The 25142-nt window shown below is 40.8% G+C and carries 19 protein-coding genes and 1 pseudogene; 7 read left to right on the forward strand and 13 right to left on the reverse strand.

What is annotated here, in order from left to right:
• Positions 1-2: 2 nt before the first annotated feature.
• From BC751_RS15720 to BC751_RS15730, 3 genes are all read right to left on the reverse strand, one after another.
• A complete protein-coding gene (locus BC751_RS15720; RefSeq protein WP_130276487.1) occupies positions 3-959 on the reverse strand; it encodes an aldo/keto reductase in 957 nt (318 codons plus the stop codon).
• 74 nt (positions 960-1033) lie between these two features.
• A complete protein-coding gene (locus BC751_RS15725) occupies positions 1034-2422 on the reverse strand; it encodes an NmrA family NAD(P)-binding protein (RefSeq protein ID WP_130276488.1) in 1389 nt (462 codons plus the stop codon).
• Positions 2423-3676 carry a protoporphyrinogen/coproporphyrinogen oxidase gene (locus BC751_RS15730; RefSeq protein ID WP_130276489.1) on the reverse strand — a complete coding sequence of 418 codons (1254 nt, stop codon included), beginning with the start codon at positions 3674-3676 and terminating at the stop codon, positions 2423-2425.
• 159 nt (positions 3677-3835) lie between these two features.
• On the opposite strand from BC751_RS15730, the gene BC751_RS15735 reads away from it, so the two are divergent.
• On the forward strand, positions 3836-5062 hold the full coding sequence (locus tag BC751_RS15735; RefSeq protein ID WP_130276490.1) for a serine hydrolase domain-containing protein: 1227 nt from the start codon (positions 3836-3838) through the stop codon (positions 5060-5062).
• Positions 5063-5069: 7 nt separating this feature from the next.
• Here the strand turns inward: BC751_RS15735 and BC751_RS15740 are convergent.
• The 3 genes and pseudogenes from BC751_RS15740 to BC751_RS15750 form a co-directional block, all read right to left on the reverse strand.
• A pseudogene (locus tag BC751_RS15740) lies at positions 5070-6125 on the reverse strand (formylglycine-generating enzyme family protein).
• 29 nt (positions 6126-6154) lie between these two features.
• Positions 6155-6562, reverse strand: a complete 408-nt coding sequence (locus BC751_RS15745; RefSeq protein ID WP_130276491.1) for a hypothetical protein — start codon at positions 6560-6562, stop codon at positions 6155-6157.
• A gap of 85 nt (positions 6563-6647) precedes the next feature.
• The gene (locus tag BC751_RS15750) at positions 6648-7196 is read right to left on the reverse strand and encodes a ferritin (RefSeq protein WP_207226906.1); all 549 of its coding nucleotides are present in this window, start codon (positions 7194-7196) and stop codon (positions 6648-6650) included.
• Positions 7197-7424: 228 nt separating this feature from the next.
• Between BC751_RS15750 and BC751_RS15755 the strand changes: the two genes are divergently transcribed.
• The gene (locus BC751_RS15755; RefSeq protein ID WP_130276492.1) at positions 7425-8765 is read left to right on the forward strand and encodes a Gfo/Idh/MocA family protein; all 1341 of its coding nucleotides are present in this window, start codon (positions 7425-7427) and stop codon (positions 8763-8765) included.
• 52 nt (positions 8766-8817) lie between these two features.
• Here BC751_RS15755 and BC751_RS15760 read toward each other — a convergent pair whose 3' ends face one another.
• Both BC751_RS15760 and BC751_RS15765 read right to left on the reverse strand, forming a co-directional pair.
• Positions 8818-9381, reverse strand: a complete 564-nt coding sequence (locus BC751_RS15760) for a GNAT family N-acetyltransferase (protein ID WP_130276493.1) — start codon at positions 9379-9381, stop codon at positions 8818-8820.
• Positions 9381-10505, reverse strand: coding sequence for a pyridoxal phosphate-dependent aminotransferase (locus BC751_RS15765; protein ID WP_130276494.1), 1125 nt, complete (start codon positions 10503-10505; stop codon positions 9381-9383). Before BC751_RS15765 ends, BC751_RS15760 begins: the two co-directional genes overlap by 1 nt.
• Before the next feature lie 216 nt (positions 10506-10721).
• Here BC751_RS15765 and BC751_RS15770 point away from each other — a divergent pair, with 216 nt between their 5' ends.
• On the forward strand, positions 10722-11513 hold the full coding sequence (locus tag BC751_RS15770; RefSeq protein ID WP_130276495.1) for a hypothetical protein: 792 nt from the start codon (positions 10722-10724) through the stop codon (positions 11511-11513).
• 42 nt (positions 11514-11555) lie between these two features.
• On the opposite strand, the gene BC751_RS15775 is transcribed toward BC751_RS15770, so the two are convergent.
• Positions 11556-13400 (reverse strand): gamma-glutamyltransferase family protein, encoded by a 1845-nt coding sequence (locus tag BC751_RS15775; RefSeq protein WP_130276496.1) that lies wholly within the window; start codon positions 13398-13400, stop codon positions 11556-11558.
• A gap of 3 nt (positions 13401-13403) precedes the next feature.
• Positions 13404-14408 (reverse strand): carboxypeptidase-like regulatory domain-containing protein, encoded by a 1005-nt coding sequence (locus BC751_RS15780; RefSeq protein ID WP_242617498.1) that lies wholly within the window; start codon positions 14406-14408, stop codon positions 13404-13406.
• A gap of 349 nt (positions 14409-14757) precedes the next feature.
• Here BC751_RS15780 and BC751_RS15785 point away from each other — a divergent pair, with 349 nt between their 5' ends.
• A complete protein-coding gene (locus tag BC751_RS15785) occupies positions 14758-16086 on the forward strand; it encodes a DEAD/DEAH box helicase (RefSeq protein ID WP_165389850.1) in 1329 nt (442 codons plus the stop codon).
• A gap of 25 nt (positions 16087-16111) precedes the next feature.
• Here the strand turns inward: BC751_RS15785 and BC751_RS15790 are convergent, their stop codons facing one another.
• A complete protein-coding gene (locus tag BC751_RS15790) occupies positions 16112-17083 on the reverse strand; it encodes a PorP/SprF family type IX secretion system membrane protein (RefSeq protein WP_130276498.1) in 972 nt (323 codons plus the stop codon).
• 11 nt (positions 17084-17094) lie between these two features.
• A complete protein-coding gene (locus BC751_RS15795) occupies positions 17095-21507 on the reverse strand; it encodes a T9SS type B sorting domain-containing protein (RefSeq protein ID WP_165389851.1) in 4413 nt (1470 codons plus the stop codon).
• Positions 21508-22143: 636 nt separating this feature from the next.
• Between BC751_RS15795 and BC751_RS15800 the strand changes: the two genes are divergently transcribed.
• From BC751_RS15800 to BC751_RS15810, 3 genes are read left to right on the forward strand one after another with little or no spacing between them, the layout of a single operon-like run.
• On the forward strand, positions 22144-22818 hold the full coding sequence (locus BC751_RS15800; protein ID WP_130276500.1) for a dienelactone hydrolase family protein: 675 nt from the start codon (positions 22144-22146) through the stop codon (positions 22816-22818).
• A 31-nt stretch (positions 22819-22849) separates the two neighbouring features.
• Positions 22850-23500: a phosphoribosyltransferase gene (locus tag BC751_RS15805; protein ID WP_130276501.1), complete on the forward strand. Its 651-nt coding sequence runs from the start codon at positions 22850-22852 to the stop codon at positions 23498-23500.
• Positions 23501-23529: 29 nt separating this feature from the next.
• The gene (locus BC751_RS15810; RefSeq protein WP_130276502.1) at positions 23530-24015 is read left to right on the forward strand and encodes a hypothetical protein; all 486 of its coding nucleotides are present in this window, start codon (positions 23530-23532) and stop codon (positions 24013-24015) included.
• A gap of 29 nt (positions 24016-24044) precedes the next feature.
• On the opposite strand, the gene BC751_RS15815 is transcribed toward BC751_RS15810, so the two are convergent.
• Complete coding sequence (locus tag BC751_RS15815) at positions 24045-25076, reverse strand: zinc-dependent alcohol dehydrogenase family protein (RefSeq protein WP_130276503.1); 1032 nt, start codon at positions 25074-25076, stop codon at positions 24045-24047.
• Positions 25077-25142 lie beyond the last annotated feature (66 nt).

Consider the following 25142-nt stretch of genomic DNA (forward strand, 5'->3'; position numbering starts at 1 on the left):
ACTTATTCTTTTTCCCATAAATCGCTTAAGCGATAAGGACTGATGGCGCCTGTAAAGAAAGAACCATCCACGTATCTATAAGAGATACCAATATTGGCAAGAGCTTGCATCTCATCCCCTGTAAGTTCAACATTCGCTGCTGCCAGATTTTGGGCAATCCTCTCCCTGTTCACCGATTTAGGAATTACCGCGATATCCCTGGCTATGGAATAGGCGATTAAAACCTGGGCGGGTGTAAGCCCTTTCTTATCTGCTATGCCCTTGACAACCTGATTCTCCAAAAGGCTGGGCTCATCGGGTTTTTTGATGGAAGCAGATCTATCTCCAGAGCCTAAAGGTGAGTATGCGGTAAGCAAAATCCCATTATCCTTACAGAAATTTACAAGCTTATTTTGTGGAAGAAAAGGATGCAGTTCTACTTGGTTCATTTCGGGGGCCAAAGAAGCAGAATTCATTATTTCAGTCAATTTGGAAATATTGAAATTGGAAACACCAATATGTCGTGTAAGTCCTGCATCGAGACAATGTTCCATACCTTCCCAAGTTTGAGAGAGCGGGATATCACTGTAAGTATAAAACTCCTCCCTGGTCTGGGCGAACCCTACTCCAGGCTTGAAACTTACCGGCCAATGGATCAGGTAAAGATCCAAGTAATCCAATTTCAAATCTTTCAGGGTTTTCTTTAATGCAGGTTGGACGTCTTCCAGCCTGTGACAACTGTTCCAAAGTTTGGAAGTGATAAAAAGCTCCTCCCTTTTTACAAGATTTTCTTTGATGGCCTTTTCTAAAGCATTACCGACCTCTTTTTCATTATCATAGATGGCAGCACAATCTATATGCCTGTAGCCTGCTTCAATAGCCCATAAAACAGCCTGGTAAACTTCACCTGGCTTGGACTTCCAGGTTCCTAAACCAATGATGGGCATTTTATCTCCATTTTTAAAAGTCAGGGTCTTCATCTTATTTTGTTGTTTGATCTGGTAATTTTTTAACTATTGTTTGAAGTAAATTTACAACCAATTGCTGAGAGTTCTTAGACCTCTGATTTATATTTTTCAAGGTATTTCTTGAATCTGTTCATTACCCAGAGATGCAGTTTAGCCTGGGTATTGACATACAAAAGCCAAGGCAATCTTGGGACAAATTCATGGATGGCAGAAATCATATATTTACCGTCCAAAACCTCCCTGAATTCCAGCCAGCCATAGTCAAAGCGCTTGACAAGCCATCCACCCGTAATATAAAACAGCTGTCTTTTTATATCACTACGGTCGGGTATCCAGGTGAGTTGTAACATTGGCTTTTTTATACCCAATAAGTAAAAACCTATATCTCCCCTGGAAGTCTCTTTGGCATTGATCAAAAAGCTGAAAAATGTAGGTAACCATACTTTGTATCTATTGGCTACCCAAAGTGCGCTGCGATGCCTGGTATTGGGGAAGCGCTGAATACTTCTTACCGTATTCCTGATTCCTTTTTCACGCTTAAATCTCGGCAGATCGGTCAGTTTTTTTTCAGGGTCCAAAGCTTCTTGAACACTTCCTTCAAAATTAAGGTAATCAATTTCTTTTGATCTAAACCGTAGATTATCCGAGACCGTTAAGGTATGTTTCAAGCTTTCCACCAAGGGAGAAACCAATTTAGCAGGAGTATTGCCAAAATAACTTACCCAAAGCTTTGAAAGACCGACTGAAAAAACAGGTACAGAAAATATCCATCTCTTTTTATCCATAACCTTGGCCGTAATTTCGAGCATACTTTTATAGGTCAATACTTCTGGAGCTCCTATCTCTACAGCCCGGTGATAGAGCGATTCATTTCCTATCGAGGCATCCATAATCGTCAAAGTATCTCTAAGAGAAATAGCCTGGGTTTGGGAAAGGGTCCATTTTGGACAAATTAAAACCGGAAGCCGGTCAATCAAATGATGAATCATCTCAAAAGAAGAACCTCCTGGACCAACAATGATTCCTGCTCTGAGACTGGTTACAGGTATGCCTTGTGAAGCAAGTGCTTCTTCAACCTCTAACCTACTTTTTAAATGTTTGGACATCTTTTGAATTCCCACTTCTTTAGGGAGAATTCCACCCAAATACACAATCTGTTTGATCCTATTGGCCGATGCTGCCCGTGCAAAGTTGTCAGCCAACAATAGGTCTGTATCTTCGAATGAACCTTGGTTAAGACGGGTTGAAGCACTCATGGAGTGGATCAAGTATACTGCATAATCCACCCCCTTAAGTGCTTCAATGGTAGAGGTGATGGAAAAAAGCTCCACTTTTCTCCATTCCACATCCGGATCTGAGTTTTCTACGGCCTCTCTCCTGCTGAGTGCAATGATCTTGTACTTATCCCTGAAATGGTGGATAAACCATCTTCCGATATAGCCCCCGGCCCCTGCTATGGCAACGGTTTTTTTCAATCAATGAGTGGGTTGAAAACTCAGAATGACTGCCTCTGCTGCTTTGCGACCGGCCGTCATTGCGGCATTGATCGATCCATTCAAAAGATAATCTCCTGCCAGATAGACCCCATCCTGAATTTTGGTGTTTCCTGAAGGTAAACTGTATCCCATATCTTCAACTTGAGGAAGGGCTTCCTCAATTTCATAGCTCTGCAGGTGTTCAAAATATTCCGCATTGATTTTAGTCAATGCTGAAAGCTCGATAGCCACCAATTTGGCAAGTTTTTCATCTATCTCTACTGGTTTTATTATGGAAACGGATAAGAGGGCCTTGTTATTCTTGGAATAGGCCTTGCTTACATCAGTCATGAATACCAGGTTATTGATTAAAAACTGGTCATCGGTCACCAAGGCAATTTTCGGCTGAGCAATAAAAGAATGGTTCAAGGAGTAGTATAGGTTCACCACTTTGCGGGAAGGCTTAAACTGACCTTGAAGCTGTTCCATCAATTTATCCGGCCGTGTAGCGATAATAATGGCATCTGAATCAAGCTCCTCCCCTGTTTCCAAATAGATTTTTCTCCCTTCAACTTTCTTAACCGGTGTGTTGAACCTGATTTGACTTTTGGTCAATTTGCTTTTGAGCTGATCAGGTATGGCCTGCATGCCATTCTCAGGGACAGCTGCATAACCCAGAGAAAACATTTTAAAAACAAATTTGAACATCCTTGAAGAGGTGCTCAATTCATTTTCCAGGAAGATTCCCCTAAAAAACGGCTTGAAAAAATTGTTGATTATTTTCTCCGAAAACCCAAAATCGCGTAAAAACTGAATGGTAGTTGTGGAAGGCTCGGAAAAAATCTCTTCCTCTGTTTTTTGCTTGAGTTTTTGGGTAAGCTGATAAATTTTGATTTTGTCCATCAAAGTACCAACAGGTGAAAAAGCCATGTTGATAAATTTAGAGGGCTGTCTTAAAGGGTCATCGATGATAAATGAATTTCCCGGCTTAAGAATGACGGCACCTGGATCAAATTGCTTTAAATTCAAAGCCTGATAGTCCAGATATCGCTGGGCTTCAGGATAAGCAGTCAATAAAACCTGGAATCCCCTGTCCAACAAAAATCCCTTGTACTCGTCTGTCCTTACTCTTCCGCCCACCTTATCTGATGCTTCCAATATAACCGGACTAAAACCAGCCCTTTCGAGTTCATAAGCTGCGATCAGGCCTGAGATGCCTGCTCCGATAATGTAAATCTTCTGATCGTTCTTCATAATTCTTAGGTATAACAATTAGACCATTTCCAACCAAAATTGTTTGTAGGTGAAATTAATTTTTATTCCTGACCAATTAAATTTTAATTGAAGTTAATCCTGTAAAATCTATTCTCAAGCCCTGAACAAAAAATTACCTTGCAGCTAAAATACGCCAATATGAAAAGAATCATTGCCATTTGTCTTTTTTCCCTCGTGTTTTTGACCTATAAAGGATCGAAAGCCCAAAACCATTACTACCCTTCTCCAGGTGAATGGATGGAGAAAAGCCCCCAAGACCTTAAGGTAAATTCCCAGAAATTACAACAAGCTATCAATTTTGCCATACTGGAGGAAAGCGATACAGACAAAAACCTCAAGATAGCCCATTACCAAAGTGCATTTGGAAGAGAACCTTTTGGGTTTCCCGTAGGGCCCATGAAAGATCGTGGACCATCTACAGGCCTGATCATTTATAAAGGATATGTCATTGGCAAATGGGGAGATCCGAATAGGGTTGACCTTACTTTCAGTGTGGCCAAAAGTATTTTGTCTACCACTGTCGGCCTGGCCTATGATAGGGGACTGATCAAAAGCGAAAAAGATCTGGTTTATCCTTACATGGCCCCCATTATCCCTTATGAACCTCATAAATTGACTATGAACAAATCAGACCATCTTCAGGAAGAAGATGTTTTTGAACTTTTTGCGACCCCGCACAACAAAAAAATAACCTGGGAGCACCTCCTTCAACAGACTTCGGATTGGGAGGGGAGTTTATGGGGAAAACCTGACTGGGCAGATAGACCGCAAGGAAATTCTTCTAACTGGCTTACCAGAGAAAGGCATGAACCCGGAACAGTTTACAAGTATAATGACACCCGTGTCAATGTTTTGGCTTTGGCTATATTGAATGTTTGGAGAAAACCGCTGCCCCAGGTTTTGAAAACCTATATCATGGATGAAATCGGAGCAAGTCCAACTTGGCGATGGACAGGATATGAAAATTCCTATATCGTCCTCGATGGCCAAATTGTACAATCTGTAAGTGGAGGCTCACATTGGGGAGGGGGACTGTTTATCAGTGCCTATGACCAAGCTCGGTTTGGCTACCTGACACTTCGCAGGGGCAATTGGAATGGAAAACAGTTGATTTCTGAGGAGTGGATCAAAAAATCAAAGACACCTACAGATGTGCAGACCAATTATGGATACATGAACTACTTCCTCAACACCGACAGAAAAGAAATTCCTGCTGCCCCCGAAACTGCATTTTTTCATTTGGGAGCAGGAACCAATATGGTTTATGTGGATGAAGAAAACGATCTTGTCATCGTGACCCGTTGGATCAAAAACGAGAAAAAGGCAGACTTTGTCAAAATGGTATTGGAAAGTTTACCAAAATGATTGAACCCTAGTCAAAATCTTTCACACAGCGGAATCCAATATTAGAGGTTCCGCTGTCATATGCCTGACTATGTCTCGCAGAGGGCCTGTAGTTGATACAGTAATCATCTGCGCACAAGTAGGACCCTCCTTTTATCACTTTTTCCATGGCATATGGGTTGGATGGGTTATAACAAAGATTGATACTGGAATCCAAAGCAGGTGCATTTCCTGCAATTCGATTGAATTTGATAGCATCATACCAATCCGAGGTAAGTTCCCAAACATTGCCTATCATATCATAAAGCCCAAAACCGTTTGGAGGAAAACTCTTCACGGGAGCGGTTCCTGAAAAGCCATCTTCTGCGATATTTTGGTTGGGAAATTTCCCCTGAAAAGTATTAGCCATAAACATTCCTGACGGTTTGAATTCATCCCCTCAGGCATAGCGTTGGTGAACCCTACCAGCTTTGGCTGCATATTCCCATTCAGTTTCAGTAGGCAATCTTTTCCCGGCCCATTTGGCATAAGCTGCTGCATCTTCGTAGGCAATATGTACTACAGGATGATCTTCCTTTCCCTGAATAGTGCTTCCCGGGCCTTCCGGATGTTTCCAGCTGGCACCAGAGACCCATTTCCACCATTGACTGATATCATGAAGAGGGACGGAATGGGATGGGGGCAGAAACACCAAAGAACCTGGCTGCAACTCTTCATCAGAGGGTTTGGGGGTACCGGGAGGCAATTGCTTTTTGAGTTCTTCCCAGTCAACAGGTCTCTCGGCAACTGTTACATAACCCGTAGCCTCCACAAATGCGGCAAATTGCGCATTGGTCACTTCTGTTTCATCCATCCAGAAACTGGCTACTTCCCTTTTTACAGCTGGTCTTTCGACCGCATAAGCCTCCAATTCATTGGTTCCCATGAAAAAAGAACCTCCTGGTATTAGCACCATTCCATTTTTTTTTTTCAGTTCAAGTAGTTCTGATTTTCCTGGGGCAAATTCTTTTGTTTCTTTTCGACAGGCGGCCATGCAAAAAGAAATAAAGAATAATGGGATAAGATAAAGCGATTTATTTGGCATTAAATTTTATTTTGATGCATTACTTTACGCTAATATTTTTTGGGAAATGGAGCAGTGATTTTCTCCCTGACCATTTCTTTGAGGGACTCCCCTATCAGGATGACTGACCCAATCATTAATAAAAGATCTTTAACAATATGAAGATAAATCATAGACCATGGCAGATTAGCAGCAAGGTCTGTCACAATCAAAATTACCGCAGACCCCAAAAAAAACAAAAAAGTACCTATTCCTCCTACCAGTCCGGTCCTGGCATTACGGTAATGCAATAGAGAAAGACCAGGAATGATCACCAAAATTGCCATAACAGCGGCCAGCCATAATTTGTCTTTGTCCAATTGAAATGATAAGAGCACCACGGACCACATGTAAATAGCAATGCCAATCCTCAACAACAATTTCCCTACATATTCGACCTTTAAAATTTTATTGACCATGGTTTATTTTTTTCTTAAAACTATAAAAAAAATTAAGGTCACAAAAAAAGCGGCTTTTAAACCGCTTTTTTGAGGTGATAACTTATTATTCACCGGAAGCATCTCCGGTACTGGCATGCAGTTTGCCCAATTCCTGATCAATAGTCCATAGACCAATACCGGCCTCCCCAATAATATCAAATAGCTCCAAGGCTCTTCTGGCCAGCGTTTCTTCTTCCCTTTGTTCGGTTACATACCATTGCATAAAACTAAAGGTCGCAAAATCCTTGACCGAAAATGCATGGTCCACGATGGCATTGATAGATTTTGTCACTTTGATTTCATGCTCAAGGATCAGTTCAAAAACTTCTCTCAAGGAGTTAAAATGGTGTCTTATCCCTGTAATTTCCGGCTGGATAGCATGTCCCCCCGCTTCATTGATATAGTGAAAAATCTTCATCATATGCATACGCTCTTCATCCGAATGCGTGTAAAGGTATTTTGCGGCATTCTCATAACCCATCATTTGGCACCATGATGCCATGGAGAGATAATAGGCAGAAGATTTGCCTTCCATTTCGATCTGTTGGTTCAGGAGTTGTTCTGTATCGTGTAACAGTGATCTTTTTAACGTTACGATTTCTTTACTTTTCATATCCATATTCATTTTTGTATTCAATACTATTAATTTTTGGCTTTTTCTTTTGCGCCAAGAGCTTTACACAAAAATAACTATATGATTGATTAAATGTTCTAGAATTTGTATTAGGATATCAAATTTGGAATTGGTATAAGTAAAATTCTAAAAAGGCAGATAAATATTTCATGAAATTCCGATATTTAAGGCATCAGTTGCTAAAAAAACCATTAAACCTAAATCCAAATGACATCAAGAAGAAAATTCCTACAAACCAGCCTAATTGCCGGTGCCGGTCTAAGTATTCCCGGCATGGTAGAAGCTGATAGCCTTCGTAAACTTGCCAAAAAAATTGCACCTTCTGACCAACTCAATTTCGCCGTAATTGGATGCAAAGGTATGGGATGGTCCAATATGAATGCCCACCTTAAAATTCCTAATGTAAATTGTGTCGCCTTAGCAGATATAGACCAGAGTGTACTTGACCAAAGGTCAAATGATGTGGAAAAACTCAGGGGGAAAAAACCAAAAGTCTACAAGGACTACAGGAAGCTACTGGAAGATAAAAACATTGATGTGGTAATTGTAGGTACTCCTGATCACTGGCATTGTCTCAACATGGTAGACAGTCTTTCTGCAGGAAAACATGTATATGTGGAAAAACCCATAGCCAACACCATTGAAGAATGTAACCTGATGGTCAAGGCCAAACAAAGGTATGGCAAAATGGTACAGGTGGGGCAGTGGCAAAGAAGCGGGTCCCAATATGCAGAAGCCATTGATTATGTAAAATCAGGAAAACTCGGTCAGATCCGATTGGTTAAGACCTGGGCATACCAGGGCTGGATGAAACCAGTTCCGAAATTACCTGATGGCCCTGTACCTTCTGGGGTAGATTACGACATGTGGCTGGGACCAGCACCAAAGCGACCATTCAATGAAAACCGTTTTCATTTTAATTTCCGTTGGTTCTGGGATTATGCAGGAGGACTGATGACGGACTGGGGGGTGCATGAAATTGATATTGCCCTATATGCGATGGGGGTAACAGCTCCAAAATCAGTGATGGCCTCAGGGGGGAAATTTGCTTACCCTGACGATGCATCTGAAACGCCCGATACTCTACAGACTGTTTATGAATATGATGGCTTCAATATGCTATGGGAGCATGCCACAGGCATAGATGGTGGTAATTATGGCACCACAGAGGGGATAGCTTTTATTGGGAACAACGGCACTTTGGTAGTCAATAGAGGCGGCTGGAAAGTCATCCCTGAAACCGAAACCCTCGATGGTCAAAGAGTAAACAAAATCGAAGAAGTTCCCCATACCAGGCCTAATGGCAATGCTTTGGATTTACATGCTCTGGGATTTGTGAATGCCATTATGCAGAATGATGCTTCAAAATTGACCTGTGGAATTGAAACAGGCAGCATAGCAGCGATCAACGCCCAAATGGGCAACATTGCCTTCAAAACAGGTAAAAAGATCTATTGGGATGCTCAAAAGGGCCAATTCACCGATGCTGATGCCAATGCCCTGATGAAAGCAAATTACCATAATGGATGGACCCTGCCTAAAGTTTAATCAAGTATCAAGAAAAGGGTGTTGGTAAAAAAATAACTGACACCCTTACTTTTTACCAATCATTTTCTCTCTTTACAAAGGGCCACTCATTTTTCAGTATGCTATAAAAAATAGTATCTCTTCTCCGGCCTTTCGTCATCAAAGAATGGCTTCTAAGGACACCTTCTTCTATGGCATTGATATTTTTCAGGGCTTTCCGAGCGGGAATGTTTAACACATCGGTTTTAAATTCAACCCTTTCCAGGTCAAGAATTTCAAAACAATAAGAAAGCATGAGCTTTTTCATTCTCTGATTATAGCCCAATCCATGAAACCTTTGGTCTATCCAGGTCCAGCCTATTTCTATTCTTAAGTCCCGGTTAGAATAATTTCCAAAAGCAGATGACCCTATGATTTCATTTTCCTGCTTATCAATGAGCAGCAACTGAAGCCTTTGCTTGTTGATTGCAGGCTGGATCCAATCATGAAAATCTTCCGGATTACTCAGATCATAGGTGAAATATTTCCATAATTCTGGAGAAGCTGTCAATTCCAGTATTTTTGGAATATCGCTCTCTTCAACGGGTCTCAATAGAACTAGATCATCTTCCAATACAAGATTAAAATCTAAATCCATCAGGCAAAGGTCTCCATTAATGCTTTATTGAAAAATGCTACCTCTTCTATTGTCCCGGTACTGATTCTGCACCAATCATCAAAAGGAGGAAAGGGCCTGCCAATAATTATGCCTTTTGCCGACATTTTTTCCGCCAATTTTCTGACATCCTGTTTGGCATGAAAGAACACGAAATTGGCCTGGGAAGGAAGGTATTCAAGCCCCAATTGATCCAAGGTGGATTCGATCATTTTCCTAGCTTCAAGATTTTTCTGTAAACTGAAACGATAAAATTCATCATCTTTGAGTGCTGCTTTACCCGCTTCAATCGCCATCACATTGGTATTGGCCACTACCCTGTCATTCAGTTTGGCTGCAATCTCAGGTTTGGCCACCAGATACCCCAAGCGTATCCCTGCCAAACCATATACCTTGGAAAGTGTACGGGAAACGATCACATTTTTGCCTTTTTTAACCAATTCTACCATAGAGGGATAATTGGGATCTTCTATGTAATCATAATAGGCCTCATCACTGAAGACCATGGTTTTTTCACTGACCTTGTCGCAAAAATCCATTACTTTTTGTGCGGGAAGTAACTTTCCGGTGGGGTTGTTGGGATTACATAAAAATACCAATTTTGTCTTTGGGGAAACCCGCTTTTCAATTTCCTCCAGATCATAGTCCATATTTTTGTCCAATGGGACCCAATTGATGTCAGCGCCCCAGATTTTGGCATATTCCATCATGGATAAAAATGTAGGTAAGCCCGAAATGATTTCCTCTCCTTTTCCGGCAAATGTTATTCCTGTGATTTTTAAACCTTCAGTGGATCCTGCAACTAAGACTATATGGTCGGGACTGACTCCTTCCCTTTTTGCGACCATTTCCCTCAATGGACCATTGTAAGCCCAGGGATAGCGGCAACCCAGGTCAAAGTTGTCCAGCATGGCTTTTCTGACTATGGCCGAAGGCCCATACGGGTTCTCATTGGAACCTAACCTGACTGGCGTATTGAAAGGTCTAGGATTAAATTTCCTGACCTCCTCTGCTGACAATTTCCCTATGGATGCCGCACCTGTCAGCACAGCTAATCCACTGAACAGGGACGCACTTTTTAACCATTCTCTTCTTGACAAACTCATAACGGATAATTTTCCAAAATCTAATAAGATATGCTCTTTTATCAAAGGTAATTTTTACAGCAAGCCAACTTCAGGAACCGTATTCTTTTTAGAGCATTCATTATCAAAATAAAAATTAACACTCATTTTAAAGTCTTAAAATTATACTTTTTGAAATTTTATTTGTAAATTTTAACAGTTTCATATTGGAATTTCTTATCACTAATAACAACCCCTATGAAAAAGTTACTAATAACCTTCGCTGGATTATTAATGGCGGCAGCCATTACATACGGCCAACAGTCCAGGTATCTGGTATTTGAGTTTATCAAGGTGGAGTCCAATCAGACTTATGATTTTATTGAATACAAAGAATTCATGGAAAAGCTATACCAGGGAGCAGTTAATGACAAAAAGATTTCGGGATGGGATTTTTGGTCATTACAGTCAGGGGCAGATCCCAGTGAATTCCAATACATCACCATTACCTACTATAAAGATCCAGTTTCCATGATGAACGGATTTAGTGAAGAAGATCTTGTCCGCTATGGAATGATTGCCCATCCCCACCTGACAGAAAAACAGGTCCGAGAAAAGCTCAACTCGGCCTACAATTGTATGGACCTGGCACAAAGGGCCTATATGCAGGAAATAGCCTATTCGAATGATAATTTTCAGTTCAAAAAAGGTACACTGGCTTCTTTTGACCTAATGAAGGCAGTAGAAGGAAAGTTTCAGGAATATGAAAAAGCAGAAAGGGAAGTGTTTCTGCCCATCCATCAAAACAGGATTGAAAAAGGTTTGATGGGACATTGGAGTTTATTGAGGACTGCGCTTCCTTTTGGCAGTGAGGCCAAATCCACCCATCTTACCATGAACATCTACAAAGACTATGTGCAGTTTTTCAATGCTCAGGAATATGAGGATATGGAATCCACAGCAGAACAAAGGGTTGCTGTTGAGAAGGGATTAAAATCACGGGACCAAAAATGGGTTTATCTGGCCACATTGGAAAATGCAATCCGATAAAATCAAAAGAGGCTGTCGAAAACGACAGCCTCTTTTGATTTTTTACCAAGCAATGCCGTAATCTTCTCCATGATTACTTGAACCGCCCCAGAAGCTGTTGTGCTTCCAATCAAACCAGATGGCGTTCAATGGACCGGAAGTCCTTTCCAAAAAATTCATTTTATACCCTCTTTTTTCAAGGTCTTTCCTAACCCAAGAAGGAACAGATGTGTTTAAGGTTATCGAACCAGGTTTGGATTCATGCGCACCGAATGAAGACTGCATCTGGTAGCTGTGGATATTGGCTGCCTCAGTGGCTTCCTGCACAGTCATTCCAAATTCAACAATGTTTAAGAATAACTGCAACAAGTCCTGATCTTGGGTGTCCCCACCTTGGACGGCAAAGGAAAGAAACGGCTTTCCGTCTTTCAATGCCATACTGGGAGTAAGTGTAACCCTAGGTCTCTTTCCGGGCTCTAAGACATTGAATGGATTCAGGGTTTCATCCAAAACAAAACTTTGCATCCTTTGGCTTAAACCAATACCCGTATTGCCAGCTATGACAGCCGGAATCCAACCACCTGAGGGAGTTACAGAAACCACCCAACCATCCTTATCGGCAGCCTGAATAGAAGTTGTTCCTGATTGGAACTGCTTCAGGAAAGGATCTTCAGGTCCCTGAATTGGAAGTTCGGGTTGATAATAAGCCAATGCATTTTTCCTCTTCACTAGTAAATGTAAATATGGATTTTTACCGTTTTGAAAGGGATAAGGATCTCCCGGACCAATCTCCGGGTCATTTTTTTCACCGATGAGTTTTGCCCTTTGTTTTGCATATGCTTTAGAAAGCAGGCCCTTCATAGGGCTTTTAGGGTTAAAATCCGGATCACCGTAGTAAAAATCCCTATCCGCGAAAGCAAGGTTCATTGCCTGGTATACCGTATTGATATAATTCGCAGAATTATATCCCATTGACTTCAGGTCAAAATTCTCCAGGATATTCAGGGTTTGCAGCAAAACAGGACCTTGGGTCCATTCTTGAAGCTTGTAAACCTCTATCCCTTTATAATTTGTACTTAATGGCTCTTCTATTTTGACTTTCCACTTTGCCAGATCCTCCAGGGTAAATAGTCCGCCCTGTTCGCGGGTTCCCCTGACAATTTCCTCTGCTATATCCCCTTTATAAAATCTATCATAAGCTGCATATATGGCCTCTTTTCTGGTTTTTCCTTGAGCTAAGGCTTCTTTTTCAGTATCCACCAATTTTTTTAAGGTCTGATAAAGGTCTTCTTGAACAAATATTTCCCCGGCATGAGGAGCTTCCCGTTCCTGTCCCAGGTGAGGAAGGAAGACTTTTTTGGAATAAGGCCATTCCTTAATCAAATCCTTACGGCTTTCTATCATATTGGCAGTTTGTGCCTCAATTGGATATCCTTTGGCCATTTCCATGGCCGGCGCCAACACCTGTTCCAAACTCATGGTACCAAATTCAGCCAACATGGTCATCAAACCACCAGGAGTACCTGGAGTAGTAGCCGCCAAAGGACCGAACTCCGGTGGATACTGCATGTTTTTTTCTTTAAAGAAATCTACGGTAGCCCCCGTTGGGGAAATTCCCATTGCATTAATGGCTATAACTTGTTTGGTATTGGGATTGTAAATCAGGGCTTGGGTTTCCCCTCCCCAACTCAATACATCCCACATGGTACACACGGCTGCCAACATGGCACAGGAAGCATCCACAGCATTTCCACCTTGCGCAAAAATCATGGCTCCCGCGGTTGCCCCAAGAGGCTTTCCGGTAATGGCCATCCAATGTTTGCCATGTAAAGGAGGTTTTTGGGTATTTTGGCCAAATGATTCATTGAGCATTAACCCTAAAAACATTATCAGAATTACTCTTTTCATATATCAATTATCTATCAATTTTGGGATCAGGGACTCAAAACCTTCAAACTTACTGTTGTACTGTGTGAAGATGGTAAAGTATCCAGAGGGTTGGCGGATATTGACTGCATTGTCTTTGACGAATTGTTCAATTTCAGCGGCATATTCTCCAAATATTTTGTAGAATTTACGTTTTTCTTTAGGAATTAGAATTATTTCCTTGTCCTTGAGGTAGTAATAAACATTCCTTTTGATAATCTGATCATTTCTTTCCCCTATCATCAATGCCTGATTGTAATTGGAAGGTTTGATTACAGCCTCTGTTCTTCTCAACAAAGGCATTTGCCCTTCTACCAAAACCTCAAAAAAACCTGAAATGGGGGATCCTTCTAACTTAAAATCCATTCCATTGACAAAGTATCGCGGGATATTGTGCTCACTATCAACCCATACAATATTCTGAACTCTAAATCCTGGAATTATGCTGACCTGATCCGATCCACCATCCCTCATTTCGAAATTATTGGAGCTGATGTTGTAACGGACAAAATATCCCTCTACTACTTCCATATCCTTGTATAGTAGAATCGAAGCCTTATTCCACTTTGGATCCAAATAATAATTTCCTATGAGACGTTTGGGTTCGGGAGGAATTCCAAACACTTGATTTCCTCCAATAAAATTAGGTCTCTTGGAAAACAATTCTGCAATATTAGTCGCGCGGATAGTTTTCTGTAAAGCCATGTCATCCGGGTTTTCATAACCCATGGGAAACAAAGTAATGGTACCCAAATTTAAGTCAGATTTTAAATTTATCTGGGCCTGATAGGCTTGATAACCCGAGATATTTATATTGATGACAAAACGGTCGGGATAAACATTTTCGATTAAAAAAGCCCCCCCTTCTTTGGAAACAGCTGAAAATGCGGTTTCTCTGATGGTGATTATAGCCCCCTTGATGTATTGATCATTTAGACCATCCTTGATAATGCCCGTAATGGTATACCTATCCTGAGCGGATAAACTCATTGAACAGATCAATAAACCTAATAGCAGGAGAATTTTTATTTTACCCATAACAAGTATAAGCCCTTTCCAAATAAAAGCATTTTCTTTGTTTTTTGTTGAAATCAATAAAAGATTCCGATAAAATTTCAATCAATTAAACACCAAAACTTGGGAAGTCCGGTTTCCCGAGATCTTATCTTTAATTGTCCCCATGTATATTGTTATGGTCACAATTGCGTATATTTATGGAATAAAGATTATACAACTGTCCAAAAGGTTAACTAATCGCAAAAGCACAAAAATCCATCGTCTTTTGCAATTTTAATTGGATCATTTAACCAATTGGCAATCAAACAAAAAATTTAAAAAATTGGATTTCAATCAATTTAATTTCGAACCTGCCCTTAAAGAAGGGTTGGACGCCATGGGATTTGAAAAACCCACCCCTATTCAAGAGTCTGCCATTCCCATTATCATGAAGGGCAAAGATATCATTGCCTGTGCACAGACGGGGACAGGAAAAACTGCAGCTTTTATTCTTCCGATACTCAATAAAATTGCCAAATCTGGAATATCCGGCCTAAATACTTTGATTTTGGCCCCTACCAGGGAATTAACCATTCAGATTGACCAACAAATTCAAGGCTTTTCTTACTTTTTAGGAATAAGCTCCATTCCTGTGTATGGAGGTGGGGACGGAATTGTTTGGGAGCAACAAAGAAAAGCACTGGAGACAGGAACAGAAATCATTGTAGCCACCCCTGGAAGGTTGATCGCATTACTTTCCAGCGGAAAAATCAACTTTGACAAAATCCAACATCTTATCTTGGATGAAGCTGACCGGATGCTGGACATGGGTTTTTCAGATGATATCCTGAAAATAGTCAATTACTTACCAAAAAAGCGGCAGACTATCCTATTCTCTGCTACTATGCCTCCAAAAATCCGTCAATTTTCTAAAAAGCTCTTACACGAACCTGAAGAAATAAGCCTCGCTATAGGCAAAACTGCAGAAGGCGTCAGTCAATCGGCTTATCTGGTCTATGACCACCAAAAGGAAGACCTTGTAAAGCATATCCTTTCTCAAAAAAATTATGAAGCGGTAATCATCTTTACCTCGACCAAAGAGAAGGTAAAAAGCCTTTACAAAGTCTTAAAAAAATCATTTGAGGTGGAATCCTTCCACTCTGATCTTGAACAGGCAGAGAGAGAAGATATTATGTCCAGGTTCAAGAATAAATCTCTTAAGATTCTCATTGGGACGGATATTATCTCAAGAGGGATTGATGTGGTGGGCATAGAATTGGTCATCAATTTTGATACCCCAAATGACCCGGAAGATTATGTGCACCGGGTAGGTAGAACGGCACGTGCCGATAGTAAAGGGGAAGCGATCACTTTTGTCAATGAAAAGGATAGAAATAAATTCAGAAGGATTGAATCACTAATTGGTTTAGAAATTCCAAAAATCCCTTTACCGGAAGGATTTGATCAAGGTTTGACCTACAATGAAGAGAAGAAGTCCTCTCCTAAACCCAAGAAGGGAAAAAACAATAAAAAAAACAGGCCCAAACATCAAAACCGAAAACCGGAAGGAGAAAAGACTGTTCAAACTAAAACTGAAATAATAAATAAATCACCTGAACCAGGTGTTGAGGTTGTTTCAAAATTTAAAAGAAGATCAAATATTAAAGATTAAACAGCTTCAGAATAAACTGCAATTCTTAAAACCATCTTGGATTTGTGATTCTAGATCTCTTTTTGCTGATATAATACCCTATCGAAAATTCATGGGAATCATTTCTCAGGTTTTGGAGCGTATTAAGGTTTTGGTCATAAGCATAACCAAACCTTAGATCTTCCGTAACAAATACCTCTACTATGAGAGCCAAAGCATTTCTCTTGTTCAGGTTACCTTCAGGATTTTCACTGCCAAATCGCAGGTTTGAACGATAACTCGCTCCCAACCATAAGCGTTCAAAGAAAAGCAACATGGTATTCAAATCATAACTTATGGGAGCCCCTCTTACCTCTCTTACCAAAATGCTTGGTTTAAGACTCACCACATCATTGATGGGAAGCATAGCTCCTGCCGTGAAAAAATAATGAATGTCATGTAAAGAAAGTGCAATATCCTCTCGGTCTAAAGCCTTTCTTCCAATTAAATTAAAGGCACTGATACCTGCATAAAAATACGGAGAATGAAAAAACAGTCCCGTATTCATATTTGGTGTAAACAAAGACTGGTTTTCAAAGTTAATATCGGGATCCAAAGGATCTACTGGTAAAAGGTTACTGCCGTCAAGGACATATTGATTCGTTCCTGCACTCAAACCGAGGCTTAAATAACTATCTTCCCCTGTCCTCACCCTATGGGCATATGTCAAAAGAGCCGAGGTGGTTCTGGTAGGCCCTATCTGGTCATTTAACAGGGAAACACCAAATCCCATCAAGCCCCCATTGGCGCTAAAATCCGCTGTCAAAGAAAAAGTTTGTGGGGCTCCCGGGAGGTTGATCCACTGATTACGGAAAGTACTCTGCACATATCCCTGGTTTTTGTATCCTGCATATCCCGGATTGATGTGCAAACCGTTGAACATGTATTGGCTAAATTGAGGGAGTTGCTGAGACTGGGAAAATAAAGGTGTCAAAGTCAGCCCCAAAAAGGTTAAATATTTTTTAAAAAGCTTTTTCATAATCTGACACGTTATTTTTTGACCACCTGTATCCAACCTTTAAATTCCTGGTTTACGCCAAACCTGTCGACACCTCGCAACACGTAAAAGTATGTCCCGGCAACCAGTCCAGAGGCATCCCAATTATTACGGTAATTCTCAGCATGGAATATCTCGTCACCAAACCTGTTGAAAATCACCAAATCATTTTTCACAAACTTATTGATACCAACAATTTCAAAAGTATCATTAACCCCGTTGCCATTGGGTGTAAACACGTTAGGAATAAAGAAAGGGTTAATCGCATTGATATCAGTTGCACTATTGTTGTTGAGATTAGTTTCTAGCTCCTCTCCTTTTACAGTCGCATTGTTGATTACAACAAAAGGCTTTGTTCCTTCAATATTTTGTGCCAAAACATTCAGCCTTATGTCAACATTAACATTTACAGGAAGTACAGGAAGCGTCCATATCAGCTTATTCCCTTGTTGTTCGAAATTTATTTCCAGAGAAGATATTGAACTTTTTACTTCCTGCGATTCAAAGTCAATTCCTTCTGGTAGGAGGTCTTCAATCGTAACATTGGTTGCATCAGCCAGGCCAATATTTGAAACAGTAATTAAATATTCAAATACTTCTGATCCCCAAACTTCAATACCATTGGATGTCTTTTCTATAGAGAGGTCAACCTCTCCAATGACAACAACCTTTACAATAGCAGTAACACAGTTATTTGGATCCCTTGCTTCACAGAGATTATAGAGGAGAATGTATTCTCCGGAAGGGGTATTGGATGCTAATGTAATGGAACCATCCTCATTTAAAGTCAATTCTGGGCTACCACTTAACCAGCTTAAAATGACATCAGAAAGATTCACCGGTATTCCGTTTATGGAATCATTTTCAATAACATTTCCAAAAGTTGCACCTAAAATTCCATTTAAAGGTCCATAATTGTCATCATTAGCAATAATGGAAGAAACCTGGACAATAACCCTTATTGTAGCTGTATCACAAATACTGGGATCTGAAGAAGAACAAATGGAATAATCCAAAACATAAGTGTCTGGTTCTGTATCGGCTGCAACATTTACACTTCCATCCGGATTTAAAACGACATTGGATTCCGGTAAACTATTGGAGTTAGTAAAAGGAATGGGGTTTAAAACCTGATTACCACTAACGGAAATAATGACATCCGATAAATTTATAGCCTCTCCATTTAATAAGTCGTTGTCTAAAATATTGATAATATTAACTGCCCCACTTTTTCCTCGGACATCTTGGACTATATCATCATTAGCTTCAATTTTTATGTCTTCAATTTCGACAATCACGGTTACTACTGCAGATTTACAGTTCACAGGATTGGAACCAATCTCGCAAATGCTATAAGCCACTTCAAAGGTTCCACCACCAACTTCCCCGACCACAATATTTCCGGTGGCAGTGTCCAAGGTTACCAGTGGATGGGATGTGCTGACAACTGAAATACTCACCTGACCAGCGGTCAATCCCTTACCGTTGAAGGTATCCGCTCCATTGCCGTTGTCTTCCAGTACATTGCCAGCATTGGGATTATTGGCTGCCGTGGTGACCAAGTCATCATTGGCCACGATGAGGTTACGGACTTCCACGGTTACAGTAGCTGTGGAGCAGTTGGATTCCGCTGGATCTGTTCCCGTCTCGCAAATGGTGTAGTCAATGGTGTAGCTGCCGCTGACAACGTTCCCCACGGAAATATTTCCGGTGGCAGTGTCCAAGGTTACCAATGGGTTGGAAGTGCTGACAACTGAAACGCTCACCTGACCATCGGTCAATTCCGTGCCGTTGAAGGTATCCGCTCCGTTGCCGTTGCCTTTCAGTACATTGCCCGCATTGGGATTATTGGCTGCCGTGGTGACCAGGTCATCATTGGCCACGATGAGGTTATGGACTTCCACGGTTACCGTGGCAGTTGAACAATTAGAACCTGCAGGATTTGTTCCCGTCTCGCAGATGGTGTAGTCAATAGTGTAGCTGCCGCTGCCAACATTCCCCACGGAAATATTTCCGGTGGCAGTGTCCAAGGTTACCAGTGGGTTGGAAGTGCTGACAACTAAAACGCTCACCTGACTAGCGGTCAATTCCTTGCCGTTGAAAGTATCCGCTCCATTGCCGTTGTCTTCCAGTACATTGCCCGCATTGGGATTATTGGCTGCTGTGGTGAGCAGGTCATCATTGGCAACAATGAGGTTACGGACTTCCACGGTTACCGTGGCAGTTGAACAATTAGAACCTGCAGGATTTGTTCCCGTCTCGCAGATGGTGTAGTCAATAGTGTAGCTGCCGCTGACAACGTTCCCCACGGAAATATTTCCGGTGGCAGTGTCCAAGGTTACCAGTGGGTTGGAAGTGCTGACAACTGAAACACTCACCTGACCAGCGGTCAATTCCGTGCCGTTGAAGGTATCTGCTCCATTGCCGTTGTCTTCAAGTACATTGCCCGCATTGGGATTATTGGCTGAGGTGGTGACCAGGTCATCATTGGCAACAATGAGGTTACGGACTTCCACGGTTACCGTGGCAGTTGAACAATTAGAACCTGCAGGATTTGTTCCCGTCTCGCAGATGGTGTAGTCAATAGTGTAGCTGCCGCTGACAACGTTCCCCACGGAAATATTTCCGGTGGCAGTGTCCAAGGTTACCAGTGGGTTGGAAGTGCTGACAACTGAAATACTCACCTGACCAGCGGTCAATTCCGTGCCGTTGAAGGTATCCGCTCCATTGCCGTTGTCTTCAAGTACATTGCCCGCATTGGGATTATTGGCTGAGGTGGTGACCAGGTCATCATTGGCCACAATGAGGTTACGGACTTCCACGGTTACAGTAGCTGTGGAGCAGTTGGATTCCGCTGGATCTGTTCCCGTCTCGCAAATGGTGTATTCAATCTGGTAGGTTCCGACCGGCACGTCCCCGACCATTATATTTCCTGTAGCAACATCTACAGTAACCAAGGGGTTGGAAGCAATTACGTTTCGGATAGAAACATTTAAAATGGTAACTGTTTCACCATTTAAAACATCTGGTCCATTTCCATTATCTTCAAAAATATTTCCAATGTTATTGTTATTGGCTGAACTAATTAGCGAATCATCACTGGCAACAAGCTCGTTAGAAACCAGCACAGTAACTGTAGCAGTTGAGCAATTGGTATTTTCAGGATCAGTTTCGGCCTCACAAATGGTATAGATTATCGTATAGAGACCGCTAGGCACATTGCCTACCGTAATTGTTCCATTATCTACATCGATAGTTACAAGTGGATTGGATGGACTAACCGATCTTATATTTACTTCCCGCGGTAGGATCGGATTGCCATTGAAAAGATCATTATCTAATGCATTGCCCGCATCAGGATTATTTGCCACAGTAGAAACTGTAAGGTTATTGGCCACTACAATGTTCCTTGGCCTCACCTTAACTTTGGAAATATTATTTTCCAAGTTTGGATCGTTAGGGCCTGATGATATCTGAGCTAGATTGGTATAATCACCGGTTGTATTTACCCGAGCCCTTATAACTAAGGTTTCGACATCACCATAATTCAGAGATCCTATGTTCCAGATTCCTGTGGTGTTATTGTAAGTTCCCCTAGATGTGGAAGCACTTATAAAATTGAATCCAGAAGGCAATAAGTCCGTAACTTGTATCCCATTGGCATTTAATAAACCGTTGTTTATGGCTTTGATTGAAAAATCAATTTCATCACCATAATCAGGTGTCAAATTATTTACCGTCTTCACTACACTTAAATCAGCGGATTCCGACCTTATTAAAAAAACCTTACCATCACCGTGGTTCACATTGGCTCCTATATACCTTATCCCTGTAATATATGAACCAAGGGGTGCCACTTCATTTAACCTAAAAAGTGCAATCCCGATATTACCATTGTTAGCATTGACCCTACCTGACCTCCAATAATCCGCACCTACAGCAGGCTGACCAAAGACGGGACCAACTATTGATGGACCGGGTCTTGCAAAAAATCTACTTAAAACGATTTCAGGTCCACCAAAAGTCTCAGCACCCAAAACCTCAATATAAATGCAACTATTAGCATTTCTAGTTGATATTGCAATTATTCCATCTTGATTTACGACTTGTAAATTATCATAGAAAATTGATTGGACCTGAGCATCTGTCGTTAAAGCTTGATCAAAGTCTGAACAAATGTTTCTTCCATTTCCATCGGATTCAAAAATAAAATTCATGTTCGGACTTGAAAAAGCCGCTAAAGCATTCGAATTCCAGGTTGGGGTATTGCTTGCTGATTCAATGATTACACCGTTTTCAACAATCCTATTTTGGTTATGGCCGTTTGGCCCAAGTCTGGACAGTTCATATCTTGATGGAGCGGCAAACCTGTTGAAAACCTTCCCGTCAACGGTAATTGATACCAAATTAGCTGGTGAAGTGGTTGTTGGCTGAGGTCCATCCCATTCGAATGTTACCCCTGAAATGATACTTGGCGGTTGGATTTGAGCATTTGATTCCACACCAAGTCCGCAAATCAAAATGCTGATCAAAAAACAAAGCTTCCCTAAAAAAGAAACATTCAATGCAAAAATGGAAGAATGAAAAAAGTGCCACTTTATCCTAAAGTTTGAGTCGGAAGAGCAGTTTTTTTTGTAAAAATGTTTGTCCCAAATAACTCCCTTGCCCAAAACTTTCGATTTTTTGTGAGGTTGATTGGTAAGTTGCTTCCAATTTTGAAAAAAGACCGATAAAATCATTTTAACTTTTTGCACAAGTTTCAAGCTAAGCCGGAATAGAAAAATATGGTATAAATGTAATAATATTTCTTTTATTTAATAAAAATTTACAAAAAAACTTTTTATAATGCCAAAAAACACATTTTTACCAAAGTATCTTCTGTTCTGTTTTTTGCATTATATAGACACTTTTTTAAATCTTATGCTTAATTTTGAGTTAAAACTATTGTTAAAAATACTGACCTAAATCATATTTTTTTTTAGCCCAATTAAGTATATTTAGATACTTTATTTTTCATTTTTTCGGGTTTAATAGAACACAACATGATAAAAGAACTGCTGAAAATTAAATTAGACCACATTCATGTGGAAGGTGAGTTGATCATTCCCGATCACTGCCAGGGAATAGTCATCTTTTCACATGGTAGCGGCAGTGGAAGATTTAGCCCAAGGAACAACTTTGTAGCCCAGTATCTCAAGAAGTTGAATTTAGGGACCTTTCTTTTCGATCTTTTGACCAGAGAGGAAGCTATGGATTCTACCTTAAGATTCAATATTCCCTTGCTGACTGAAAGGTTGGAAAAAGTAAGCAGACACTTGCTAAAAATACCTTATACAAAAAGTTTGCCCTTTTGCTATTTCGGCGGAAGTACGGGAGCGGCATCAGCGATGATAGCTTCTACTTTAATTCCCAGACATATAGCTGCTATTGTCTCAAGAGGGGGGAGATTAGACCTTTCATATGAGTACCTTCCTGAAGTTGAGGCGCCTTCCCTCTTGATTGTTGGAGAATATGATAACGATATATTAGAAATAAATAGAAGGGCACTTGATTTACTTCAAGTACCTAAAAAATTAGAAATTGTCCCAGGGGCTACTCATCTTTTCGAAGAGCCAGGTTGCCTAGAACAGGTTGCAGAATTGGCGGGAAATTGGTTCTTGAAATATGCAAGGCTAAAATCAAATCAAAAAAAGCAAAGGATAAAAACAACAAATTAAAGGCGCCATTTACAATTAATCATTGAAAGGGATGTTCAAAAACAGAAAAGATGCGGCTATCCAACTGGGCAAAGCACTTGAAAAATATAAAGGAATCAATGCGCTTGTCTTGGGCATTCCTCGTGGTGGGGCAGAGACTGCCTATTATGTTGCAAGAGAACTGGAAGGCGACATGGGGCTTGTTATAAGCAGGAAATTGGGGCATCCCCAAAATCCAGAGTATGCCATAGGGGCAATTGCAGAAGATGGCAGTATTTATTTATCACCTTATGCCAGTTCCGAGGTATCCGAAGAAGAGCTTGCACAAATTAAAAAAGAGCAAGAGGAAGAGATAAAAAGTAGAATCCAAAGATTCAGAAATGGAAAGCCTCTTCCGGAAATGAAAGGCAGGACAGTTATCCTTGTGGATGATGGTATCGCCACAGGGGCAACACTGATGGCCACGATTATGCTTTGTAAAAACAATGAAGCACAAAAAATTGTAGTAGGAGCACCTGTATCAAGCAGAGAAATGGCTAAAAAGCTTAAAACCTTGGTAGATGATGTCATTATTCTGGAAATTCCCTATGATTACCATGCAGTATCCCAAGTTTATGAGGAGTTTTTCAATTTGAGAGATGAAGATGCTATTCAATTTTTGAAAGATTGGGAGAAATCAAAAAAAGAAAATCAAAACAAATAAACTTCTTAGTCAACCTAAATAAACTATTTATGAACAGGAAAATATTTCAGGTACAGCATGCACCTTTCAAGAAAAAACTTCTCGAAGCAGGTATCCGAAAACACCAATCCGTCATCGACGATTTCAAAAAAAGTATCAAAGAATTGCTGGGAGGTGAAGGATTAGTGAATGAAGAGGAAATGGATCTTTCCCAACAAAGTTTCAATACCGAACAGGTTCAAAAGGCAAATGCCATTGGAGACCAAGTTGCATTTGCCAACGAGGAGATGACGCTTTTGAACAATATGCTCCCCAGTATTGAGGATATCCATGACCAAGTGACATTAGGTTCAGTGGTCGTGACTGAAAACAGGATCTTTTTCGTATCGGCAAGTATTGAAGAATTTGAAGTGGATGGAATCAAGGTCTTTGGTTTATCCACACAAAGTCCATTGTACCAGGAAATGAAAGGAAAGAAAAAAGGTGATAAGTTTTCCTTCAAAGACAATCATTATACTATCCTGGATCTATTTTAAAAAAACTTATAAGTTAAAAACCACAGATATCAATGGAGGCAATCTAACACTTTTGCCCCCTTGATATGCCCTCGTTTGAGTTCAACTAAGGCCTCATTGGCTTTTTCAAAGGGATATACCTCGACTTGAGGTCTTATGGGGACCTTGGCGGCAAGTTGTAAGAATTCTTCTACATCCAACCTAGTAATGTTGGCCACAGACTTGATTTCTTTTTCCATCCACAGATGATCGGGATAATTTAAATTCAAAAGGAACTGCATATCCTGTGATTCTTTTCTGATGGCATTGATGACCAGCCTTCCAGCGGGATTTAAATGATGCAAAGAACCTATTACTGTTCTCCAAACCGGGGTAGTATCTATAATGGCGAGTAATTTTTTAGGGGGTACCTCGTCGATGTCTCCTGCCCAATCAGCACCCAAACGCAATGAAAACTGCTGCTCTTCTATGCTCCTTGCGAAAACAAAAATGGGTGAATTTGGAAAAAGAAATTTGGCCATTTTAAGGACAAGATGTCCCGAAGAACCAAAGCCCGTCAAGCCCAGCGCCTGCCCATCACTCAGTCCTGTGAGTTTTAAAGACCTATACCCTATCGCCCCCGCGCATAATAATGGAGCCGCTTCAAAATCGCTTAAATCTTGGGGGATCGGGAATGCAAACTTCTCGTCAACAAGCATGTATTCTGCATAGCCTCCATTAGCATCCCTTCCTGTTGCCTTAAAATCAGGGCATAAATTTTCCAGTCCTTTTTCGCAATATTCACAATGTCCACAAGCGGAAAAAATCCAAGCTACCCCTACCCTTTCTCCTTCTTTTAAAATGGAAACTTTTTCTCCCACTTTTTCAACAATGCCAATTACCTGATGGCCGGGAATAACAGGAAAAAAGGGAGGTGGCGTCCTGCCTTCAATTTCATCCAACTCCGTGTGACATATACCACAGCAGAAAACCTTGATCAAAACCTGATTTTCCTTTGGGTCTGAGACAGTAAAATCCTCCAAAGTCAAGGGGGTTTTGACTTTGGTAAGATCAGAGACTGCTTTCAACAACCAGGCTTTCATTAAGGAGGTGAATTTGAAGTTTTAATTTACCAAAATTTCCCTTCAAAACCCGAGAAAAAATCCAGT

The organism is Cecembia calidifontis (assembly GCF_004216715.1).
In the GTDB taxonomy this organism is placed as follows: domain Bacteria; phylum Bacteroidota; class Bacteroidia; order Cytophagales; family Cyclobacteriaceae; genus Cecembia_A; species Cecembia_A calidifontis.

Excerpts from the sequence above, each read along its gene's own strand:
- BC751_RS15750 (WP_207226906.1), bottom strand. The coding sequence starts at position 7,196 with ATGAAAAGTAAAGAAATCGTAACGTTAAAAAGATCACTGTTACACGAT.
- BC751_RS15770 (WP_130276495.1), top strand. The coding sequence starts at position 10,722 with ATGAAAAAGTTACTAATAACCTTCGCTGGATTATTAATGGCGGCAGCC.
- BC751_RS15735 (WP_130276490.1), top strand. The coding sequence starts at position 3,836 with ATGAAAAGAATCATTGCCATTTGTCTTTTTTCCCTCGTGTTTTTGACC.
- BC751_RS15810 (WP_130276502.1), top strand. The coding sequence starts at position 23,530 with ATGAACAGGAAAATATTTCAGGTACAGCATGCACCTTTCAAGAAAAAA.
- BC751_RS15730 (WP_130276489.1), bottom strand. The coding sequence starts at position 3,676 with ATGAAGAACGATCAGAAGATTTACATTATCGGAGCAGGCATCTCAGGC.
- BC751_RS15760 (WP_130276493.1), bottom strand. The coding sequence starts at position 9,381 with ATGGATTTAGATTTTAATCTTGTATTGGAAGATGATCTAGTTCTATTG.
- BC751_RS15775 (WP_130276496.1), bottom strand. The coding sequence starts at position 13,400 with ATGAAAAGAGTAATTCTGATAATGTTTTTAGGGTTAATGCTCAATGAA.
- BC751_RS15800 (WP_130276500.1), top strand. The coding sequence starts at position 22,144 with ATGATAAAAGAACTGCTGAAAATTAAATTAGACCACATTCATGTGGAA.
- BC751_RS15720 (WP_130276487.1), bottom strand. The coding sequence starts at position 959 with ATGAAGACCCTGACTTTTAAAAATGGAGATAAAATGCCCATCATTGGT.
- BC751_RS15815 (WP_130276503.1), bottom strand. The coding sequence starts at position 25,076 with ATGAAAGCCTGGTTGTTGAAAGCAGTCTCTGATCTTACCAAAGTCAAA.
- BC751_RS15790 (WP_130276498.1), bottom strand. The coding sequence starts at position 17,083 with ATGAAAAAGCTTTTTAAAAAATATTTAACCTTTTTGGGGCTGACTTTG.
- BC751_RS15745 (WP_130276491.1), bottom strand. The coding sequence starts at position 6,562 with ATGGTCAATAAAATTTTAAAGGTCGAATATGTAGGGAAATTGTTGTTG.
- BC751_RS15765 (WP_130276494.1), bottom strand. The coding sequence starts at position 10,505 with ATGAGTTTGTCAAGAAGAGAATGGTTAAAAAGTGCGTCCCTGTTCAGT.
- BC751_RS15805 (WP_130276501.1), top strand. The coding sequence starts at position 22,850 with ATGTTCAAAAACAGAAAAGATGCGGCTATCCAACTGGGCAAAGCACTT.
- BC751_RS15755 (WP_130276492.1), top strand. The coding sequence starts at position 7,425 with ATGACATCAAGAAGAAAATTCCTACAAACCAGCCTAATTGCCGGTGCC.
- BC751_RS15780 (WP_242617498.1), bottom strand. The coding sequence starts at position 14,408 with ATGAGTTTATCCGCTCAGGATAGGTATACCATTACGGGCATTATCAAG.